General features: G+C 71.1%; 15 protein-coding genes and 1 pseudogene. 7 read left to right on the top strand and 9 right to left on the bottom strand.

Annotated features, from left to right (window positions below):
- Positions 1-130 precede the first annotated feature (130 nt).
- Together EV186_RS33680 and EV186_RS33675 are read left to right on the top strand one after the other, a co-directional pair.
- Complete coding sequence (locus EV186_RS33680; RefSeq protein WP_133853547.1) at positions 131-616, top strand: hypothetical protein; 486 nt, start codon at positions 131-133, stop codon at positions 614-616.
- Positions 613-2,136, top strand: coding sequence for a flagellar basal body protein FliL (locus EV186_RS33675; RefSeq protein WP_133853546.1), 1,524 nt, complete (start codon positions 613-615; stop codon positions 2,134-2,136). Before EV186_RS33680 ends, EV186_RS33675 begins: the two co-directional genes overlap by 4 nt.
- Here the strand turns inward: EV186_RS33675 and EV186_RS33670 are convergent.
- The 3 genes from EV186_RS33670 to EV186_RS33660 are packed head-to-tail and all read right to left on the bottom strand — an operon-like array spanning position 2,133 to position 3,987.
- The gene (locus EV186_RS33670) at positions 2,133-2,498 is read right to left on the bottom strand and encodes a VOC family protein (protein ID WP_133853545.1); all 366 of its coding nucleotides are present in this window, start codon (positions 2,496-2,498) and stop codon (positions 2,133-2,135) included. The two genes, EV186_RS33675 and EV186_RS33670, sit on opposite strands and share 4 nt — an antisense overlap.
- Positions 2,499-2,500: 2 nt before the next feature.
- The gene (locus tag EV186_RS33665; RefSeq protein WP_133853544.1) at positions 2,501-3,172 is read right to left on the bottom strand and encodes a hypothetical protein; all 672 of its coding nucleotides are present in this window, start codon (positions 3,170-3,172) and stop codon (positions 2,501-2,503) included.
- Positions 3,169-3,987, bottom strand: a complete 819-nt coding sequence (locus tag EV186_RS33660) for an ATP-binding cassette domain-containing protein (protein WP_133853543.1) — start codon at positions 3,985-3,987, stop codon at positions 3,169-3,171. The genes EV186_RS33665 and EV186_RS33660 overlap by 4 nt, the downstream gene beginning before the upstream one ends.
- 187 nt (positions 3,988-4,174) lie before the next feature.
- On the opposite strand from EV186_RS33660, the gene EV186_RS33655 reads away from it, so the two are divergent.
- The gene (locus EV186_RS33655; RefSeq protein WP_133853542.1) at positions 4,175-6,994 is read left to right on the top strand and encodes an aconitate hydratase; all 2,820 of its coding nucleotides are present in this window, start codon (positions 4,175-4,177) and stop codon (positions 6,992-6,994) included.
- A 67-nt stretch (positions 6,995-7,061) separates the two neighbouring features.
- Positions 7,062-7,778 carry a sulfite exporter TauE/SafE family protein gene (locus tag EV186_RS33650; protein ID WP_341815913.1) on the top strand — a complete coding sequence of 239 codons (717 nt, stop codon included), beginning with the start codon at positions 7,062-7,064 and terminating at the stop codon, positions 7,776-7,778.
- On the opposite strand, the gene EV186_RS33645 is transcribed toward EV186_RS33650, so the two are convergent.
- The 5 genes and pseudogenes from EV186_RS33645 to egtA form a co-directional block, all read right to left on the bottom strand.
- On the bottom strand, positions 7,779-8,468 hold the full coding sequence (locus EV186_RS33645) for a Calx-beta domain-containing protein (protein ID WP_133853541.1): 690 nt from the start codon (positions 8,466-8,468) through the stop codon (positions 7,779-7,781).
- Positions 8,469-8,582: 114 nt separating this feature from the next.
- Entirely contained in the window at positions 8,583-9,542 is a 960-nt protein-coding gene (gene egtD, locus EV186_RS40330; protein ID WP_243754460.1) for an L-histidine N(alpha)-methyltransferase, read from the bottom strand.
- Between the two features lie 57 nt (positions 9,543-9,599).
- Positions 9,600-10,301: pseudogene (gene egtC, locus EV186_RS40325) on the bottom strand (ergothioneine biosynthesis protein EgtC); the annotation flags it as partial.
- A complete protein-coding gene (gene egtB, locus EV186_RS33635) occupies positions 10,301-11,773 on the bottom strand; it encodes an ergothioneine biosynthesis protein EgtB (RefSeq protein ID WP_133853539.1) in 1,473 nt (490 codons plus the stop codon). The gene egtB and the pseudogene egtC, both read right to left, overlap by 1 nt.
- A complete protein-coding gene (egtA, locus tag EV186_RS33630) occupies positions 11,770-13,005 on the bottom strand; it encodes an ergothioneine biosynthesis glutamate--cysteine ligase EgtA (protein WP_243754433.1) in 1,236 nt (411 codons plus the stop codon). Before egtA ends, egtB begins: the two co-directional genes overlap by 4 nt.
- A gap of 649 nt (positions 13,006-13,654) precedes the next feature.
- Here egtA and EV186_RS33625 point away from each other — a divergent pair.
- Genes EV186_RS33625 through EV186_RS33615 form a run of 3 tightly spaced genes read left to right on the top strand, consistent with a single transcriptional unit; the run spans position 13,655 to position 16,738 of the window.
- Complete coding sequence (locus EV186_RS33625) at positions 13,655-14,914, top strand: MFS transporter (protein WP_133853538.1); 1,260 nt, start codon at positions 13,655-13,657, stop codon at positions 14,912-14,914.
- A gap of 51 nt (positions 14,915-14,965) precedes the next feature.
- Positions 14,966-15,550: a TetR/AcrR family transcriptional regulator gene (locus tag EV186_RS33620; RefSeq protein WP_133853537.1), complete on the top strand. Its 585-nt coding sequence runs from the start codon at positions 14,966-14,968 to the stop codon at positions 15,548-15,550.
- A gap of 3 nt (positions 15,551-15,553) precedes the next feature.
- On the top strand, positions 15,554-16,738 hold the full coding sequence (locus EV186_RS33615) for an MFS transporter (RefSeq protein ID WP_133853536.1): 1,185 nt from the start codon (positions 15,554-15,556) through the stop codon (positions 16,736-16,738).
- Here the strand turns inward: EV186_RS33615 and EV186_RS33610 are convergent.
- Entirely contained in the window at positions 16,735-17,280 is a 546-nt protein-coding gene (locus tag EV186_RS33610; RefSeq protein WP_166659454.1) for a DUF1707 SHOCT-like domain-containing protein, read from the bottom strand. The two genes, EV186_RS33615 and EV186_RS33610, sit on opposite strands and share 4 nt — an antisense overlap.
- Positions 17,281-17,319 lie beyond the last annotated feature (39 nt).

The following is a 17,319-nucleotide window of genomic DNA, read 5'->3' as shown; positions in this document are numbered from 1 at the left end:
ACTTTGGACACGTGCAGACCAGCTGCAACACCAGAAACTTACGTAACGTGGTCAACTTTCACCCCTATGGGCCCACTTGTTCCGTGGAAAACGGCCTCTGATCGCCGAGAGTGCTGCCACGATGGGTCAGGTGAAGCGATCTCCCCGCGCGCTGCTGCCGGTGGCCGGCGCCGGGTTCGGGGGCCTCGGCGTGGTGCTGATCGTCGTCGGCACCTTCCTGCCCTGGTTCCGCTCGGGCAGCACGCGCCGCGACAGCTACCAGGCGATCGGGCTGATCCGCTTCTACCGGCTGCTCGACGGCAGCCCGTTCGACCCCCTGTTGACCGTATGGGTCGGGCTCACCCCGGCGATAACACTCTGTGTGGTGGCCTACGCCCTGGGACTGCGCCGGACCGCCGCCTGCGTGGCGGGCGTTTTGGCGGTATTGACGGGAACCGTGGCGACGGTCGCCGTCGTCCAAGTCGATGATGGGGGGTTGCTGGGTGTGGCAGGCACCGGTCCGGCGGTCACGTTGACCGGTTCGGCCCTGGTCCTGCTCGGCGCGATCGGCGTCCTCGCCGGCCCCGGGAAGCACCACAGCACCAGCACCGCGAACACAACCGGAGGGACACCGTGACCTACCCACCAGGCCAGGGCGGGCAATGGCCGCCGACCGGCCCCGAGAACCACGGGCAAGGCGGCGGTTACCCCCAGCAGGGCTACCCGCAGCAGCCCGGCTACCCGCAGCAAGCGGGGTACCCGCAGGGTTACCCACAGCAGGGCTACCCGCAGACCGGTCCGCAGCCGACGCAGGCCTTTCCCCAGACCGGGCCCCAGCAGGCGTTCCCCCAGACCGGCTCACAGCCGGTCTACCCGCCGACCGGGCCGCAGCCGCTCGGCCAGCAGGGCTACGGCTACCCGGCGCCTCAGCCGGGCCCGCGCAAGCGCAAGGGCCTGGTCATCGGCGTGGCGGCGGCGGTCGTGGCGGTCGCGGTCGGCGCCACGGTCACGGTCGTCGCGCTGAACAACAGCTCGGAGCCGGTGCCGGTCGGCGCGCCGAACCCGACGGCGGCGGCCATGAACCTGGTCAGCACGCTGGGCAAGGGTGACATCGCGGGTCTCGCGACCACGCTGGTGCCCGCCGAGGCGAACTTCGTGCGCGACCAGCTCAACGACACCGTCAGCGAGCTCAAGCGGCTGCAGGTGCTCAACGGCGACGCCCAGCCCGAGGACGTCGGCGGCTTCGAGATCACCACCAAGGCCCTCAAGTTCGACGACGCGAACGCCGAGCGGGTCAACGACCACGTGACCATCACCAAGCTGGTCGCGGGCACGGTCACGGTCAACACCGACTTCTCGAAGATCCCGCTGACCAAGCAGTTCCTCGAGGCCGCGCACCTCGACGTGAGCGACAAGGCGCCGAAGTCGCAGACCATCGACATCGCCAAGGAGATCCAGGAGGAGAACCACGGCGAGCCGGTGCGGATCGCCACGGTGAACGTCGGCGGCCAGTGGTACCCGAGCGTGCTCTACACGGTCGCGGACTACGCGCTGCAGGACGCCCACGAGGCGTGGCCGAAGCAAGGCATCGCGGCCCAGGGCGCGGCAAGCCCGAACGAGGCCGTGCAGCAGTTCGCGCAGGCCGCGGTGGACCGCGACGTCGCCAAGATGATCGCGTTGCTGCCGCCGGACGAGCTCGGCGCGCTGCACGACGCGGGCCCGGTGCTCGTCGACAAGATCGGCCCGGCCCGGCCGACCGGCGCCAAGATCACCACGCTGGAGACCGACGCGTCGCAGGTCACCGGCGGCACGAAGGTCACGCTGCGCAAGCTCACCGTGCAGGCGCCCAACGGCCAGACCTACGCCATCGAGCGGCAGGGCGACTGCTTCCAGCTGACCGGTGAGGGTCAGAGCAAGAAGATGTGCGTCGCCGACCTGACCGACCAGATCTCCGGCAGCTCGATGCCACCGCAGGTGCAGGCCGCGTTGCAGCACCTGGTCGGCGGGTTGCTGAAGAACGGCATCGGCGTGGTCACCACGCAGGTGGACGGCAAGTGGTACTTCAGCCCGTTCCGCTCGTTCGGCGAGCTCGAGCTGACCGCACTGCGCAGCCTGACCCCCGAGGACGTGCTCGCACTGCTGGAGATGGCCCGCTAGCCCTCCAGGAACTCCAGGCGGTTGCCGACCGGGTCGGCGACGTGGAAGCGTCGCCGGCCCGGGATCTCCGCCGGATCCGCCCAGGTCACCGGGTGACCCGCCGCGTCGAGCTTCGCCGCGAGCGCGTCGACGTCCACCACGAACGCGGGGTGGGCTTTGCGGGCGGGACGGAAGTCGTCCTCGATGCCCACGTGCAGTTCGGCGTCCGGGCCGCCGTGCCCGGGCACGGCGAACCAGCAGCCACCGCGCTTGGCCAGCAGTGGCGGCTTCGGCAGCTCGGCCCAGCCGAGCACGCCGGTGTAGAACTCCCGCATCCACTGCTCGCAGCCCTCGGGCCCGGCCACCTGGACGTGGTGGAGCATGACTAGTCCCTCCTGCGGCCGATTTCGGCCGCGAGCCAGGTGGCACCGACGAGCAGCACCAAGACGATCGCGAGGTCGCCGCCGAGCACCCAGCCCGGGTGCTGGCTGGCCGCGATGCCGTGGTCGGACTGGGACAGCAGGCCGATCACGGCGCCGACCGGCGGGACCTTGCCCGCCGCGAACGTCACCAGCACGACGACGATCACGGCCAGCGCCGAGATGCCGATCTTGCGCACCACCGGCCGCCCGCACAGCACGCCGAGCACGACGCCGGCCAGTCCGGTGATCAACTGGGCGCTCGCGCCCGTCGCGATCTCGGTCACCGAATAGCCGTGGACGATCGCCGGGATCACGCTGCCGAGCACGGTGAGCACCACGACGATCGTGCACGCGAGCCCCGTGACGGCCGCGCCGACGCGCAGCCAGCCGCCGGCGGTCACCACGGTCACCGTGCGCAGCATGGGGTCCTCGGCGTTGGCACAGGTCACGGCCAGCCAGGCGCCGACGGGGTAGATCATCACCGCGACGATCGAGTACGCGGGCAGGGCCGGGCCCGGGTCGCCGCCGAACACCACGGCGGCCACGAGCAGGTAGGCCAGCACCGGCGGGATGTAGCGCTGCGAGCGCGCGATGTCCTTGGCCAGGTAGTTCAGCAGTGGGGTCATCGTGGTCACGGCCGCCTCACCGTCGTGCCCGCCGGGTGCACCGCGACCACCGAGCAGCCCGCCCCGAGCACCGCGAGCAGCAGCCGGTCGCACTGCTCCTGCGCCACCCGCACCGACAGGATGCTGTCGTCGGACTGCGAGGACTGGACACCCAGCATCCTCTTGATCTTGCCGCGCACGCCCGGCGGGCAGCGCAGCTCCACCAGCATCGCGGCGCCGGACCCCTCGTCCGGCACGAGTTCACCGTCGCGCAGGCGTAAGGCGCGGACGCCTTCGATGCGGTGGGCGAACCCGCCGTGGTCGGTCAGCAGGATGACCCGGTCGCGCTTGGCCTCGGCCAGCAGCAGCGGGCCGAGCCGGTCGCTGGCCAGCTGGTCGAGCCCGGACCACGGCTCGTCGAGCACCATCGGCCCCGAGTCGGCGAGGAACGCCTGCGCGAGGCCGATCTTCTGCGCGTTGCCCTTGGAGAGCGCACCCATCGGCTGGGTCCGGTCACCGGTGAAGCGGAGTTCGGCGAGCAGGTCGTCGACCTTTGTCACGTCGGCGCCGCGGATCGCGGCCATCGCCTTGAGGTATTCGTCGGCGGTGATGCGCAACCCGGAGGGGAACGACTCGGGCAGGTAGCTCACCGAGGGCGGGATCCCCGTGATCTTGCCGGCGCTCGGCTTGGTCAGGCCCGCGACCATCCGCAACACCGTCGACTTGCCGGAACCGTTGGCGCCGGCCAGGACGACGATCTCCCCGTCGGCCAGCTCAAGATCGATCCCCGACACGACGGGAGCGCCCCGGCCATATCGCTTGGCCACCTGTTCCAGCGCGATCATCGATCACCCCGTCCACCGCCCCGATCCGCGCACGACACCGTACCGGTGCCCTCACCCGGGCGTCGCGCCCCGGGTTGAAGCCGAATACAGGACAAGCGTACTGTTAAACGCAAGGGCGCGACTGCGGACCTGGAGGGGATGCGCGAGACTCGCCCACGAACTGACTTTCACCAAGCTGGAGTTGGAAGTGACTGCACCGACGAGCAAGGACAGCTTCGGCGCGCGCGGCACGCTCGAGGTCGGCGACACCTCCTACGAGGTGTTCCGGCTGACCGGCGTCGAGGGCGCCAACCGCCTGCCGTACAGCCTGAAGATCCTGCTGGAAAACCTGCTTCGCACCGAGGACGGCGTGAACATCACCGCCGACCACGTCCGCGCGCTGGCCTCGTGGGACCCGGACGCCGAGCCGTCCGTCGAGATCCAGTTCACCCCCGGCCGCGTCGTGATGCAGGACTTCACGGGCGTGCCGTGCGTGGTCGACCTGGCGACCATGCGCGAGGCGGTGACCCAGCTCGGCGGTGACCCGGACAAGGTCAACCCGCTCGCGCCGGCCGAACTGGTGATCGACCACTCGGTGATCGCCGACATCTTCGGCCGCCCGGACGCCTTCGAGCGCAACGTCGACCTGGAGTACGAGCGCAACAAGGAGCGCTACCAGTTCCTGCGCTGGGGCCAGAGCGCGTTCGACGAGTTCAAGGTCGTCCCGCCGGGCACCGGCATCGTGCACCAGGTCAACATCGAGCACCTGGCGCGTGTGGTCATGGTCCGCAATGGCCAGGCCTACCCGGACACGCTGGTCGGCACCGACTCGCACACCACCATGGTCAACGGCCTGGGCGTGCTGGGCTGGGGCGTCGGTGGCATCGAGGCCGAGGCCGCGATGCTCGGCCAGCCGGTCTCGATGCTGATCCCCCGCGTCGTCGGCTTCAAGCTGCACGGTGAGCTGCCCGCGGGCGCCACCGCGACCGACCTCGTGCTGACGATCACCGAGATGCTGCGCAAGCACGGCGTGGTCGGCAAGTTCGTCGAGTTCTACGGCTCGGGTGTCGGCGCCGTGCCGCTGGCCAACCGCGCCACCATCGGCAACATGAGCCCGGAGTTCGGCTCCACGGCGGCGATCTTCCCGATCGACGGCGAGACCATCGACTACCTGAAGTTCACCGGCCGCTCGGCCGAGCAGGTCGCGCTGGTCGAGGCGTACGCCAAGGAGCAGGGCCTCTGGCACGACGCGGACAAGGAGCCGCGCTACTCCGAGACGCTGGAGCTGGACCTCGCCTCCATCGTCCCCTCGATCGCCGGCCCGAAGCGCCCGCAGGACCGGATCTCGCTGTCCGACGCCAAGCCGGCGTTCCGCGCCGCGCTCGCCGACTACGTCTCCCCCGGCGACGACGACGCGGCGAAGTCCTCTGTGGACGAGTCGTCCGAGGAGTCGTTCCCGGCCAGCGACTCGCCGGCCCCAGCCGCGTCCGGCAACGGCAACAGCGGCAAGCCTTACGACTACCACTCGGCGGCCTACGGCGCCGAGGGCCGGGTGAGCAAGCCGACCACGGTCACCCTGGACGGCAACACCTTCGAGCTCGACCACGGCGCGGTCGCGATCGCCGCGATCACCTCGTGCACCAACACGTCCAACCCGTCGGTGATGATCGGCGCGGCGCTGCTGGCCCGCAACGCCGTGAACCGCGGTCTGGAGCGCAAGCCGTGGGTGAAGACCACGCTGGCGCCCGGGTCCAAGGTCGTCATGGACTACTACGACCGCGCGGGGCTCACGCCGTACCTGGACAAGCTGGGCTTCAACCTGGTCGGTTACGGCTGCACCACGTGCATCGGCAACTCCGGCCCGCTGCAGGACGAGATCTCCGCGGGCGTGCAGGAATCCGACCTCGCCGTGGTGTCGGTGCTGTCGGGCAACCGCAACTTCGAGGGCCGGATCAACCCGGACATCAAGATGAACTACCTGGCGTCGCCGCCGCTCGTGGTGGCGTACGCGCTGGCCGGCTCGATGGACATCGACATCACCACCGAGCCGCTGGGCACGGGCAGTGACGGCAAGCCGGTGTACCTCGACGACATCTGGCCCTCGCCGCAGGAGATCGCCGAGGTGATCGCGTCGGCGCTGAACCCGGATTCGTTCACCGACAAGTACTCCGACGTGTTCGCGGGCGACGAGCGGTGGCAGTCGCTGCCCACGCCGACCGGCAACACCTTCGAGTGGGACCCCGACTCGACCTACGTGCGCAAGCCCCCGTACTTCGACGGCATGCAGAACGAGCCGTCGCCGGTGCAGGACATCGAGGGTGCCCGCGTGCTGGCCCTGCTGGGCGACTCGGTGACCACCGACCACATCTCCCCGGCCGGTGCGATCAAGCAGGACACCCCCGCGGGCCGGTACCTGACCGAGCACGGCGTCGAGCGCAAGGACTTCAACTCCTACGGCTCGCGCCGTGGCAACCACGAGGTGATGATCCGCGGCACGTTCGCCAACATCCGGCTGCGCAACCAGCTGCTCGACAGCAACGGTCAGGGTGTGCAGGGCGGCTACACCCGCGACTTCACCAAGGACGGCGAGCAGGCGTTCATCTACGACGCCGCGCAGAACTACGCCGCGGCCGGCATCCCGCTGGTTGTGTTGGCGGGCAAGGAGTACGGCTCGGGCTCGTCGCGTGACTGGGCGGCCAAGGGCACCTCGCTGCTCGGTGTGAAGGCGGTCATAGCGGAGTCCTTCGAGCGCATCCACCGGTCTAACCTGATCGGCATGGGCGTGCTGCCGTTGCAGTTCCCGGCCGGCGAGACCGCCGCGTCGCTGGGCCTCGACGGCACCGAGACGTTCACGATCACCGGGGTCACCGCGCTCAACGACGGCGACACCCCGCGCACCGTGCACGTCTCGACCGACAAGGGCGTGGAGTTCGACGCGGTGGTCCGCATCGACACCCCGGGCGAGGCGGACTACTACCGCAACGGCGGGATCATGCAGTACGTGCTGCGCAAGATGGTCCGGTCGTAACGGTGGTTCGACCAGCGGGGCCGTCCGGTTTCGGGCGGCCCCGTTGTCATGTCCGGAAGGGGTTTGCGTGAGCGTGCAGTTGTTGCTCGTGGCCGGCTTGATCATGCTGGCGGGCGCGCTCGTGCAGGGTGTCGTCGGCTACGGGCTGAATCTGCTCGCGGGCCCGCTGATGGCGTTGATCGACCCGGCCCTGGTGCCGGTGCCGCTGCTGTTGGTGGCGTGCGGCAACGCGGTGATGTCCGCGACCCGCGAACGCGGTCACATCGAGTGGCGCAACGTCTGGTGGGCGCTGGGTGGCCGGATCCCGGGCAACATCCTCGGCGTGCTGGCGATCGCGCTGCTGCCGGCCCGCGGCTTCAACCTCGCCGTCGGGCTCTCGGTGCTGGTGTGCGTCGGGCTGTCGCTGATCACGTGGACGCCCAAGCTGAACCGTCACAGCCTGGTGGTGGCCGGGACCGCCAGCGGCGCGTTCGGCACCACGTCCGCGATCGGCGGGCCGCCGATCGCGTTGCTGTACCAGAACGAAGAAGGGCCGACCGTGCGCGCGACGCTCGGCGTGTACTTCCTGCTGTCCTCGGTGTCGTCGCTGGTGACCCTGCTCGTGGTAGGCGAGGTGAAGGTCGAGCACCTGTGGATCGCGCTGCTGCTGGTCCCGTTCATGGCCGTGGGTTTCCTGCTGTCGAGCCCGTTGCGCAAGTTCGTCGAAGGGCCACGGCTGCGGACCGGCATCCTGGCGGTCGCCGGCCTGGCAGCCGTGGTCCTCGTCGGCAAGAGCGTGCTCTGATCAGGGCATGACCTGGAAGGTGGCGCCGTACAACGTGGTGGTGCCGAAGCCGCAGACACCCGACGATGTGCCGTTGCCGGTCACGTCGTTGCCGCGGATCTCGGGATCGCCCAACGGGTAGTGACACTCGGCGAGCAGGTACCAGGTCTGGCCCGCCGGGCGGCCGGTGCAGGTCATGGACTCCTGGTCCGGAGACGTCTTGCTCAGCGAGCAGTCGGCCGGGATGCGGGAGCCGTCGAGGATCGTCTCGGTCCCGACCGAGCTGAGGTCGGCGGGCACGCTGGCGCTGGTGAGGTGGACCTGGAACGTCTCCGTCGGCTCACCGACACCGTCGTAGACCAGCGGGATCTGCACGGCGTTGTTGATGGTGTTGGCGGCGATGGTGACCGTGCCGCTGGTCGGACCGGTGAAGTCGGCGCCCGGGGTGGCGGTGCCACCGGAAATCTGCCACCCGACGGTGATCGCGTAGTTGTAGCTGCGGCTGGTGTAGATCCGGAACTCCAGGTTGAGCGCCGTCGGCCCGCACGGGTAGGGCGCTGTGTTGGAGCAGGTCGGCAGGTATTCGTAACTGGAGAAGTTGCCCACCGTGAGCGTCGTGGGCTTGGCGGCTTGTGCTTGCGGCGCGACGAACCCGAGCACGCACACCACGACCGCGCCGAGCACGAGGGCCGATCTTCGGATGATTCCCATCGCCTTGCCTCCTGGTACGGGAAAGGGCACCGAATGCCGGACGACGATAACGCCGCCCGGCTCCCGGACAATGGGACAAATGCAAATTAATGTCGACCGGACGATCCGGTTGCGCTATTCGGCCGAAGCCAGGGAAACCGCGAAGCGGCCTTCGGAATCGGTCCACCACTCGCGCAGCGCGAAACCGGCGGCGGTCAGCTCCGCGGCGACGGTCTCGCGGCGGAACTTGGCCGACACCTCGGTGAGCAGTTCCTCCCCTTGCTCGAACGACACCTCGAGGTCCACCCCGGGCAGGTGGACCCGCATCGCGCGGGTGGCGCGCAGGCGCATCTCGATCCGCTCTTCGTCAGCGTTCCAGCGGGCCACGTGCTCGAACGCGGCCACGTCGAAGTCGGCGTTCAGCTCGCGGTTCAGCACGTGCAGGACGTTGCGGTTGAACTCCGCCGTCACGCCGGAAGCGTCGTCGTAGGCGGCGACGAGGGTCTGTTCGTCCTTCACCAGATCCGTGCCGAGCAGGAACGAGTCGCCGGGGCTGAGCACGTCGCGCACCGACGACAGGAACTTCGCACGCTCGGCGGGCAGCAGGTTGCCGATCGTGCCGCCGAGGAAGGCGACCAGCCGGGGTGACTCGCCGGGCAACAGCGACAGGTGCTCGGTGAAGTCGCCGACCACGCCGTGTACCTGGGCCGACGGGTACTCGTCGCGCAACGCCGAGGAGGCATCGCGCAGGGCCGTCTCGGACACGTCGAGCACGACGATCTGACGCAACGAATCGTTGTCGCGCAAGGCATCCAGCAGCAAGCGGGTCTTCTCCGACGAGCCCGAACCCAGCTCCACCAGGGTATGGGCGTCCGACGCGGAGGCGATCTCCGCCGCGCGCGCCGCGAGCACCTCGCGCTCCGCCCGCGTCGGGTAGTACTCCTCGAGGCGGGTGATCCGCTCGAACAGCTCACTGCCCCGCGCGTCGTAGAACCACTTGGGCGGCAACGTCTTCGGGCTCGCGGTGAGGCCCGCGCGCACGTCGGCGGCCAGCGACCGCGCGGCGTGGTCGGGCGGCAGGTGGACCTCGATCATGGAACTCCTCAGGGGGCGGACGGTCACATGTGGACCGTCGGGCCGAAGGGTCGCGACGACCAGCTGCCGGTCGTCGATGGACTGCCAGCGGGGGTCGTCGTCCCAGGGCTCGGACGCGACCACCACGGAATCTTCGGTGCACAGCACGGAAAGCGAGTGCCACCACGTGGTGGCGACCAGCTCGGTGCCGTCGGTCAGCATGACGTTCAGCCGCGAATCGGGCGCGGCGGCGCCGACCTCGGCCACCGTGGCCGCGACGGCGTCGGCCGCGCTCATGCCGGACTGCAAACGGTTGCGCACCAACGCCCACAGCGTCACGCTGTCGGTCGGTGCGGCCAACCGCAGCAAATCGGCCACCGGCAGCCGAGCGGCCAGCGACTCGACCGACGACGGCCAGCCGCGGATCACCCCGTTGTGGCTGAAGAGCCAGCGCCCGTCGGCGAACGGCGCGCACGCGTCCTCGCCGCCGGGCATGCCGACGGTCGCCGACCGGATCGCACCCAGCACGGCACCGCTGGACACGCCGGCGGCGATGCTCAGGAACGACTCGTCCGTCCACATCGGAACGGCACGGCGGTAGCGGACCGGCTCGGCGCGGCCGGGCACGTACCAGCCGACGCCGAACCCGTCCACGTTGATCGTGCCGCCCTGACGCATGTCCGCCGGTGCCCACGCCTGGTGCACCAAGGCGTGCGGGCGATCCAGGACAAGATCCGCCAACGGCACGGGCGGGCCGAGGTACCCCAGGTGGCGGCACATCAGCCGAGCTCCTCCGGGTGGGCGTCGCGGGCGCAGCGGAACCCGGCGAAGATCTGCCGCCGGATCGGGTAGTCCCAGTTGCGGAACGTCGCCCGCGCCACCGACTCGTCGGTACCGAACGACCCACCACGCAGGACCTTGTAGTCCGGGCCGAAGAACACCTCGGAGTACTCCGGGTACGGGAACATGGCGAACCCCGGGTACGGCAGGAAGTCGCTCGCCGTCCACTCCCACACGTCGCCGATCAGCTGCCGCACGCCCAACGCCGACGCGCCACGCGGGTACGCACCGGCCGGCGCGGGCCGCAGGTGACGCTGACCGAGGTTGGCGTGCTCGGGCGTCGGATCCTCGTCACCCCAAGGGAAGCGGCGCGAGCGGCCGGACGCGGGGTCGAACCGGGCGGCCTTCTCCCACTCCGCCTCGGTCGGCAACCGCTTGCCGGCCCACGCCGCGAACGCTTGCGCCTCGTAGAAGCACACGTGCACAACGGGTTCGTCGGCCGGAACCGGCTCCACGACGCCGAACCGGGTGCGCACCCAGCGATCGCCGTCCCGCGCCCAGAACCGCGGCGCCTCGAGCTTCGCCTCGACGCGGTGGGCCCAGCCCGCCTCGCTCCACCACCGCGGGTCGTCGTAGCCGCCCGCCGCGATGAACTCGAAGTAGGCGCCGTTGGTCACCGGCACCGTGTCGATGAAGAACGCGTCGACGTGCACCTGGTGCGCGGTGCGCTCGTTGTCCAGCGCCCACGGTTCGGTGGCCGTGCCCATGGTGAACTCCCCCGCGGGCACCAAGACCTCCGGCGTCGCGACCGGAGCGGCCGGCGGCGGCTCGGGCGCGTGCAGGACGGGCGCGCCGACCCGCAACTGGTGGGTGGCCAGCATGGTCTCGTCGTGCTGCTGCTCGTGCTGGACGATCATGCCGAAGGCGAAGGCGTTCTCGGTCAGGCGCCGCCCCTCGAACCGGGCGCCGGACAACACGTCGTACACCTTGTCCCGCACCTCGCGCACGTACGCGCGGGCCTCGGTGGGGTTCAGCAGCGGCAGCTGGGGCCGATCGGCGCGCGGGTGCTGGAACGCGTCGTACAACTCGTCGATGTCGATGCGCACCGGCTCGCGCCCGCCGACGTCGCGGACCAGCCAGAGCTCTTCCTGGTTGCCGATGTGGGCGAGGTCCCACACCAGCGGGGACATCAGCTTGGAGTGCTGGCGCACCAGGTCTTCGTCGTCGACGGCGTCGGTGAGCAGGGTGCTGCGCTCGCGCGCGCGGTCGAGGCTTTTCGCGACGAGCGCGCGCAACTCCTCGGCGCCGAGTTCGCGTGCGGTGGACAGCTCCGCCTCCCCGGCTTTTCCGGAAGTGGTCGCGTTGCGAGCGAAAGGTTCCGGTTGGTCGGGCGTCCGTGGCTGGGTTGCGTCACGTTCCCCTGAGGTGCGGTTGAGCGGTCCACGGTTCGAGTTCGCTGCGCGGGGTGTCATGAGTCTCTCCGCTGGGTTCGCGCGTGGATGCGGTGGAGGTCTGCGGTGATGGCGGCGTTCCACGCCGGGGTGAGCCCCAGCGCGGGCAACGCGCGCACGGCCAGGTCGAGCACGGTGGCGGCCGCGCGGGCGATCCCGTCGTCGGCCAAGCCGCGCTCGGCGGCCCGGTACCACTGGTCGGCCACCGGCAGGCACGCCTCGAGGGCGGCCTCGGTGACCCGGTCGTCGCCGAACACCGCGGCAAGCACGGCGAGCGGCACCGTCCACCGGGTGCCGGGCTGGGCGTCGAGGTACCGGATCTCCAGGTACCCGCGCGGGCGCACCGGCGGGAACTGGGTGGAGATGTGGTAGTCCAGATCGTCCACTGTGGGCGGTCTGGGCCCGCCGCCCGCCACCCAGTCGGCGAAGGTGAGACCGGCCGGGGCGTCCCAGTTGTCGCCCGGGCCGCGGATGCAGAGCACCCGCGTGTCCAGGACGCGTCGCACCCAGGCGGCCACGGGATCGGCGTCGTGCGGCAGCGGGAGCGTGCGGGCCGGGTCGGTGCCGAGCACCGCGCGCATGCGTGCGCTCGCCCACCCGGTCGCGCCGCCGGCCCCCACCGGCGAGGTGGCGAAGGCGGCGACCAGTGGCGGTCCGAGCGCCGACGCGGCGGCCCAGCGCAGCGGCGCCGAGGCGGGCGTGCCCGCGTCCACGCAGACCTGCAGGCCCGCGGTGGCGCCCATCATCGTGATGCCGTGCTCACCGAGCGGCGCGAACGCACGCTCCATCGCGGCGTAGCGCGGGGTGTGCAGGATCCGGCGGGGCGAGCGGTACGGGTCGAGCCCGGCGTCGCCGAGCACGAGACCGGCGTCGGCCAGCAAGCCGGAGAGGTACTGCTGATCGGCGAGCACGCTGTCGATGAGCTCAGCCGGTGCGCGCCGCGGCGGCGCGGAGATCTCGACCTGGCCGCCCGGTTCGACGGTGACCGGGGAGCCTGCCGGAAGGGGAACGTTGCGGCCGTCGCGGTGCAGCGTCGGCGGGCAGTGCGGCCCGAGGGCGGCTGCCAGGTGATCGGGGTCTATCGGGAGAGTGGGGTCCTTGGCGTGGTGCACGGTCCACTCGAGCTCGGTGCCGAGCAGCCCTGGTGGGCCGTGCTTGAAACAGATGGAGGCCACGTAGGCCTCGGCTTCTACGCGGCCCGTGAGCAGCCGTTTCGCCGGCTCGCGGGGGACGCGTTCGCGGAGAGCAGTCACGAAAAACGACGCTACACGCGGGTACCGACAGTTGCCGCCGCTGTCCCGCCTCCCCGGCCTTTCCGAAAATGGTTGCGTGGGGTGGGCAGGGCTCGGTTGGCGGGGCGTCCGTGGTCCGGTTGCGTCTCGTTCCCCTTGGCCGGCGGTTCCAGCTCCTCAGGGTGTCGGATGTGGTTGCGTTGGGTGGCCAGCGGCGGTTGGCGGGGTGGCCGTGGTCCAGTTGCAGTTCCGCCTCCCCGGGGTTCTCGGAAGTGGTTGCGTTGGGTTCGTGCGCTCAGTTGGCGGGGCGTCCGTGGTCCGGTTGCGTCTCGTTCCCCTTGGCCGGTGGTTCCAGCTCCCCATGGTCGCGGAAGCGGTTGCGTTGGGTGGCCAGCGGCGGTTGGCGGGGTGGCCGTGGTCCCGTTGCAGTTCCGCCTCCCCGGGATTCTCGGAAGTGGTTGCGTTGGGTTCGTGCGCTCAGTTGGCGGGGCGTCCGTGGTCCGGTTGCGTCTCGTTCCCCTTGGCCGGCGGTTCCAGCTCCCCATGGTCGCGGAAGCGGTTGCGTTGAGTGGCCAGCGGCGGTTGGCGGGGTGGCCGTGGCTGGGTTGCGGTCCGTTCCCCTTGGCCGGCGGCTGCGAGGTGGTCAGCTCACGCTGTACACATGGGGGTCATGGAGCGGGGTCGGGGGGCGCTGGCGCTGGCGAGTGGGGTGGTGGTGCTGGAGTTCGCGGCCGCGGTCGCGACCTTCGTGTTCGCCACGTTGCTGCCCGCCGTCGCCGCCGAACTGCGGGCCCAGGCGCACCTCGGGCTGCTGCTCGCCGGGGCGACCCTCGGCCTGTTCACGGCCCTGCCCCTCGCGTCGCGGGTGCTGCACCGGCTCGGGCCCGGCCGCACCCTCGCCCTCGGCGTGCTCGGCTACCTGGGCGGGCTCGCGCTCGCGGCCACGGCGCGGTCGCCGTTGGTGTTCGGCGCGGGCGAGTTCCTGAACGGCTTCGCGGGCGGCCTGCTCGCCGTCTACGGGATGAGCGCGGTGATCGACCACCTCGACGACGCGTTGCGGGCGAAGGTGGTCGCTGCGTCGTCGGCGATGTGGATCCTGCCCGCGCTGGTCGCCCCGCCGGTCACCCTGCTGCTGCAGCACGCCGTGGGCTGGCGGTGGACGTTGTTGCTGCCGTTGCCGTTCGTGCTGGCCGGCCGGTTGCTCGTCGTGCGGGCGGTGCCCGGTGAGACCCGATCGCCGGGCCGGCCCTTGGGGCGCACACTGCTCATCCCCGTCGGCGTGGCCACGCTGGTGCTGAGCCCCTGGTGGCCGGCGATGCTCGGCGGCGCGGTGGTCGCGACCGTCGGCGTCGTGGCGATCCTGCCCGAGGGCACGGCCCGGTTGCGGCGTGGCGCACCGGCCTCGCTCGCTGCCCTGGCGTTGTTCGGCGCTGGGTACTTCGGCGCCCACGCCATGGTCACCGTGCTGCTGACCGACGGCTACCACGCCTCCATCGGCCAGGCGGCCGCCGTGTTGAGCGCGGGCTCGCTGGCGTGGGGGCTGAGCACCCTCGTGATCTCCCGGCTGCGGTGGGCCCCGCCCGCATGGGCCGGGTTGGCCATCACGACCGCCGCGACGCTCACGCTGGCGGTGACGTCGTCGTTCCCGGTGGCGGTCGTGGTGTGGACGCTGGGCGGGATGGGCATCGGGCTCGCCTACCCGCGGGTCTACCTGTCGGCCACCACCGATTCGTCCATTCCGGCGACGGAGCTTGCCACGGCGGCGATCACGGCAGAAGGTTTCGGAGCGCTCTTCGGTCGCGCCGCGGGTGGGGCGGTGGTGTCGCTGGCGGTCGGCGCCGGGCTCGCCGTGCCGCACGCGTTGACGATCGCGTACGTGGTCTTCGGAATCACGCTGGCGGGCGCCACGGTGGTGGCCGGACGCACATAATCAGTACGTACGGTTTGCGTTCGAAGTGCTGGTCCTGGGACGATCACGCACGTGCCCAGGGTCAGCCAGGACCACCTCGACGCCCGCCGCCGTCAGATCCTCGACGGGGCCCGGACGTGCTTCGCACGATACGGCTACGAGGGCGCCACGGTGCGGCGGCTGGAAGAGGCGACGGGCCTGTCCCGCGGCGCGATCTTCCACCACTTCCGGGACAAGGAGTCGCTGTTCCTCGCGCTCGCCGAGGACGACGCGCGCCGGATGGCCGACGTGGTCTCCAGGGAAGGTCTCGTGCAGGTCATGCGCGACCTCATCACCGGCGGCGAGGCCGACGAGCGGCCCGCCGACTGGCTCGGCACGCGCCTGGAGGTCTCCCGGCGGCTGCGCACCGACCCGGAGTTCCGCGCGCACTGGGCCCAGCGCTCGGCGCAGCTGACCACCGCCACCCGCGAACGCCTCGAGCGCCAGCGCGAGGCCGGCAACCTGCGTGACGACGTGCCGGTGCCCGTGCTCGCGTCCTACCTGGAACTGGTGCTCGAAGGCGTCGTGTCGCACCTGGCCATGGGCCTGCCCGCGGACGACCTGGAGCCCGTGCTCGACGTCGTCGAGGAGAGCGTGCGCCGCTTCCGCCGTGGGTGAGAAGTGTTCGGCTACCTGATCGCGGCCACGCTCGCCCGGCTCGCCGACGAGATGACCGTGACCACCATCGTGCTGCTCGTGCTCGACCGCACCGGCAACACGGCGCTCGCCGGTGCGGCGGTCGCGGCGTACACGGTGCCGTCCGCGTTGTCCGGACCGGTGCTCGGGGCGGTGCTCGACCGGCTGCGGCGGCGCGCGGACATCCTGGTGCTGAGCGGGATCTCGCTGGCGGCGGCGTGCACCGGGATGAGCGTGCTCGTCGGGCACGGCCCGGTGGTCGCGGTGGTGGCGGTGATGGTCGTGGCGGGTGCGGCCGTGCCGCTGACGGCGGGCGGGTACTCGAGCCTGGTCGTGTCGATCGTCCCGCCGCAACGCCGGGCGCGCAGCAACGCCTCGGACGCGGCCGTGTTCAGCATCGCCGCGATCGCCGGACCGGGCCTCGCCGGTTTGCTCTCGGCCTTGGCGGGCACCACCGTCGCGGTGCTCACGCTGGCCGCCATCGCCGCGGCGGGTGCGGTGTGCACGGTCCCGCTGCGCCGCTTCCACGGCGAGCCGGGCGAGCCGCGTTCGACGCTCGCGGCCATCCGGGCCGGGTTCGGCCACCTAGCCCGCACCCCGGCATTGCGCGGTCCGACGGTCACGACGGTGCTGGGCTGGGGGTCGTTCGGCGCGCTGTCCGTGGCGCTTCCACTGTGGACCGACGAGCTCGGCGCGGGCACCACCGCGGCCGGTTTCCTGTTCACCGCACTGGAAGCAGGTGACCTCGCGATCACGCTCGTGGTCGCGCACCGGCTCAAACCCGAGCGCGCGGGGCGCGTCGTCATCGTCAGCACGTCGCTGCTCGGCGTGGCGATGGGTGGCTGGCTGCTGAGCCACTCGCTCACCCAGGCGTTGGTGGTCGCCGTGGTCGCCGGTGTGGCGCAGGGCTTGTCGTTGCCGGCGATCTTCGCCGTGCGCCAGCACAACACACCCGCGACGCTGCTCGGCCAGGTGTCGGTGACCGGCGCGAGCATGAAGATCGGCGGCTACGCGCTCGGCGCCCTGGCCGGCACCGCGCTGGTGCCGTCGTTCGGCCCGCGCGGCACGATCGCCGCCGTGGCCTGCTGCCAACTACTAGCCGCCGCCGCAGGCTGGCTGCTCAGCCGCGGCCCGGCAACCACTTCCGGAAAACTCGGGGAGGCGGACTAGCGCCAAGATCCCCGGAAGACCTTGAAGTGGCCCAGTGAGCTGCGGCCGGTGACGTGCACGACCGGGCCGCCGGGGCCGGGCGGCGTGCCCAGCACCTTGCGCTTGCCCAGCCACACGTCGCCGTCGTCGATCACCTGCGTGTCGTGGCCGACGTGCAGCACGACCTTGCCGCAGAACGACGACGCCGAGAGCTCCACCCGCTCCCCCGGGCGCAACGCGGTCAGGTCGAGGAACACGGCGCCGAACTTGGCGAACGCCTCGATCGGCCGCGTGGTGTCCGGGGTGCGGATGACCTTGCTGAGCGTCACCTCGATCCGTTGCGGGGTGCCGGTAGGCCGGCCGATGGGACCGGCGGCGAGCTCCGGACCGAGGTCGGCGAGCACCGGCACCAGGTCGCCACGCGTGCGCGCGGCCCACACGGTCTCGCTGCGCTCGGCGTGCTCGGTCCACGACAGCCTGCCGTCGGCGACGGCGACGTCCAGCGCCCGCGCGGCGGCCGCGCGGTCCTCGTCGGAGATGCGGATCGTCAGGTCCGTTCCCACGGCACACCCCTCGGTCACTAGGTATCTTAGCTAGAAAGA

This window comes from Labedaea rhizosphaerae, assembly GCF_004362825.1.
GTDB classification, from domain to species: domain Bacteria; phylum Actinomycetota; class Actinomycetes; order Mycobacteriales; family Pseudonocardiaceae; genus Labedaea; species Labedaea rhizosphaerae.
The sequence above is the reverse complement of the archived record's forward strand: the minus strand, read 5'-3'. Positions and strand labels throughout refer to the sequence as shown.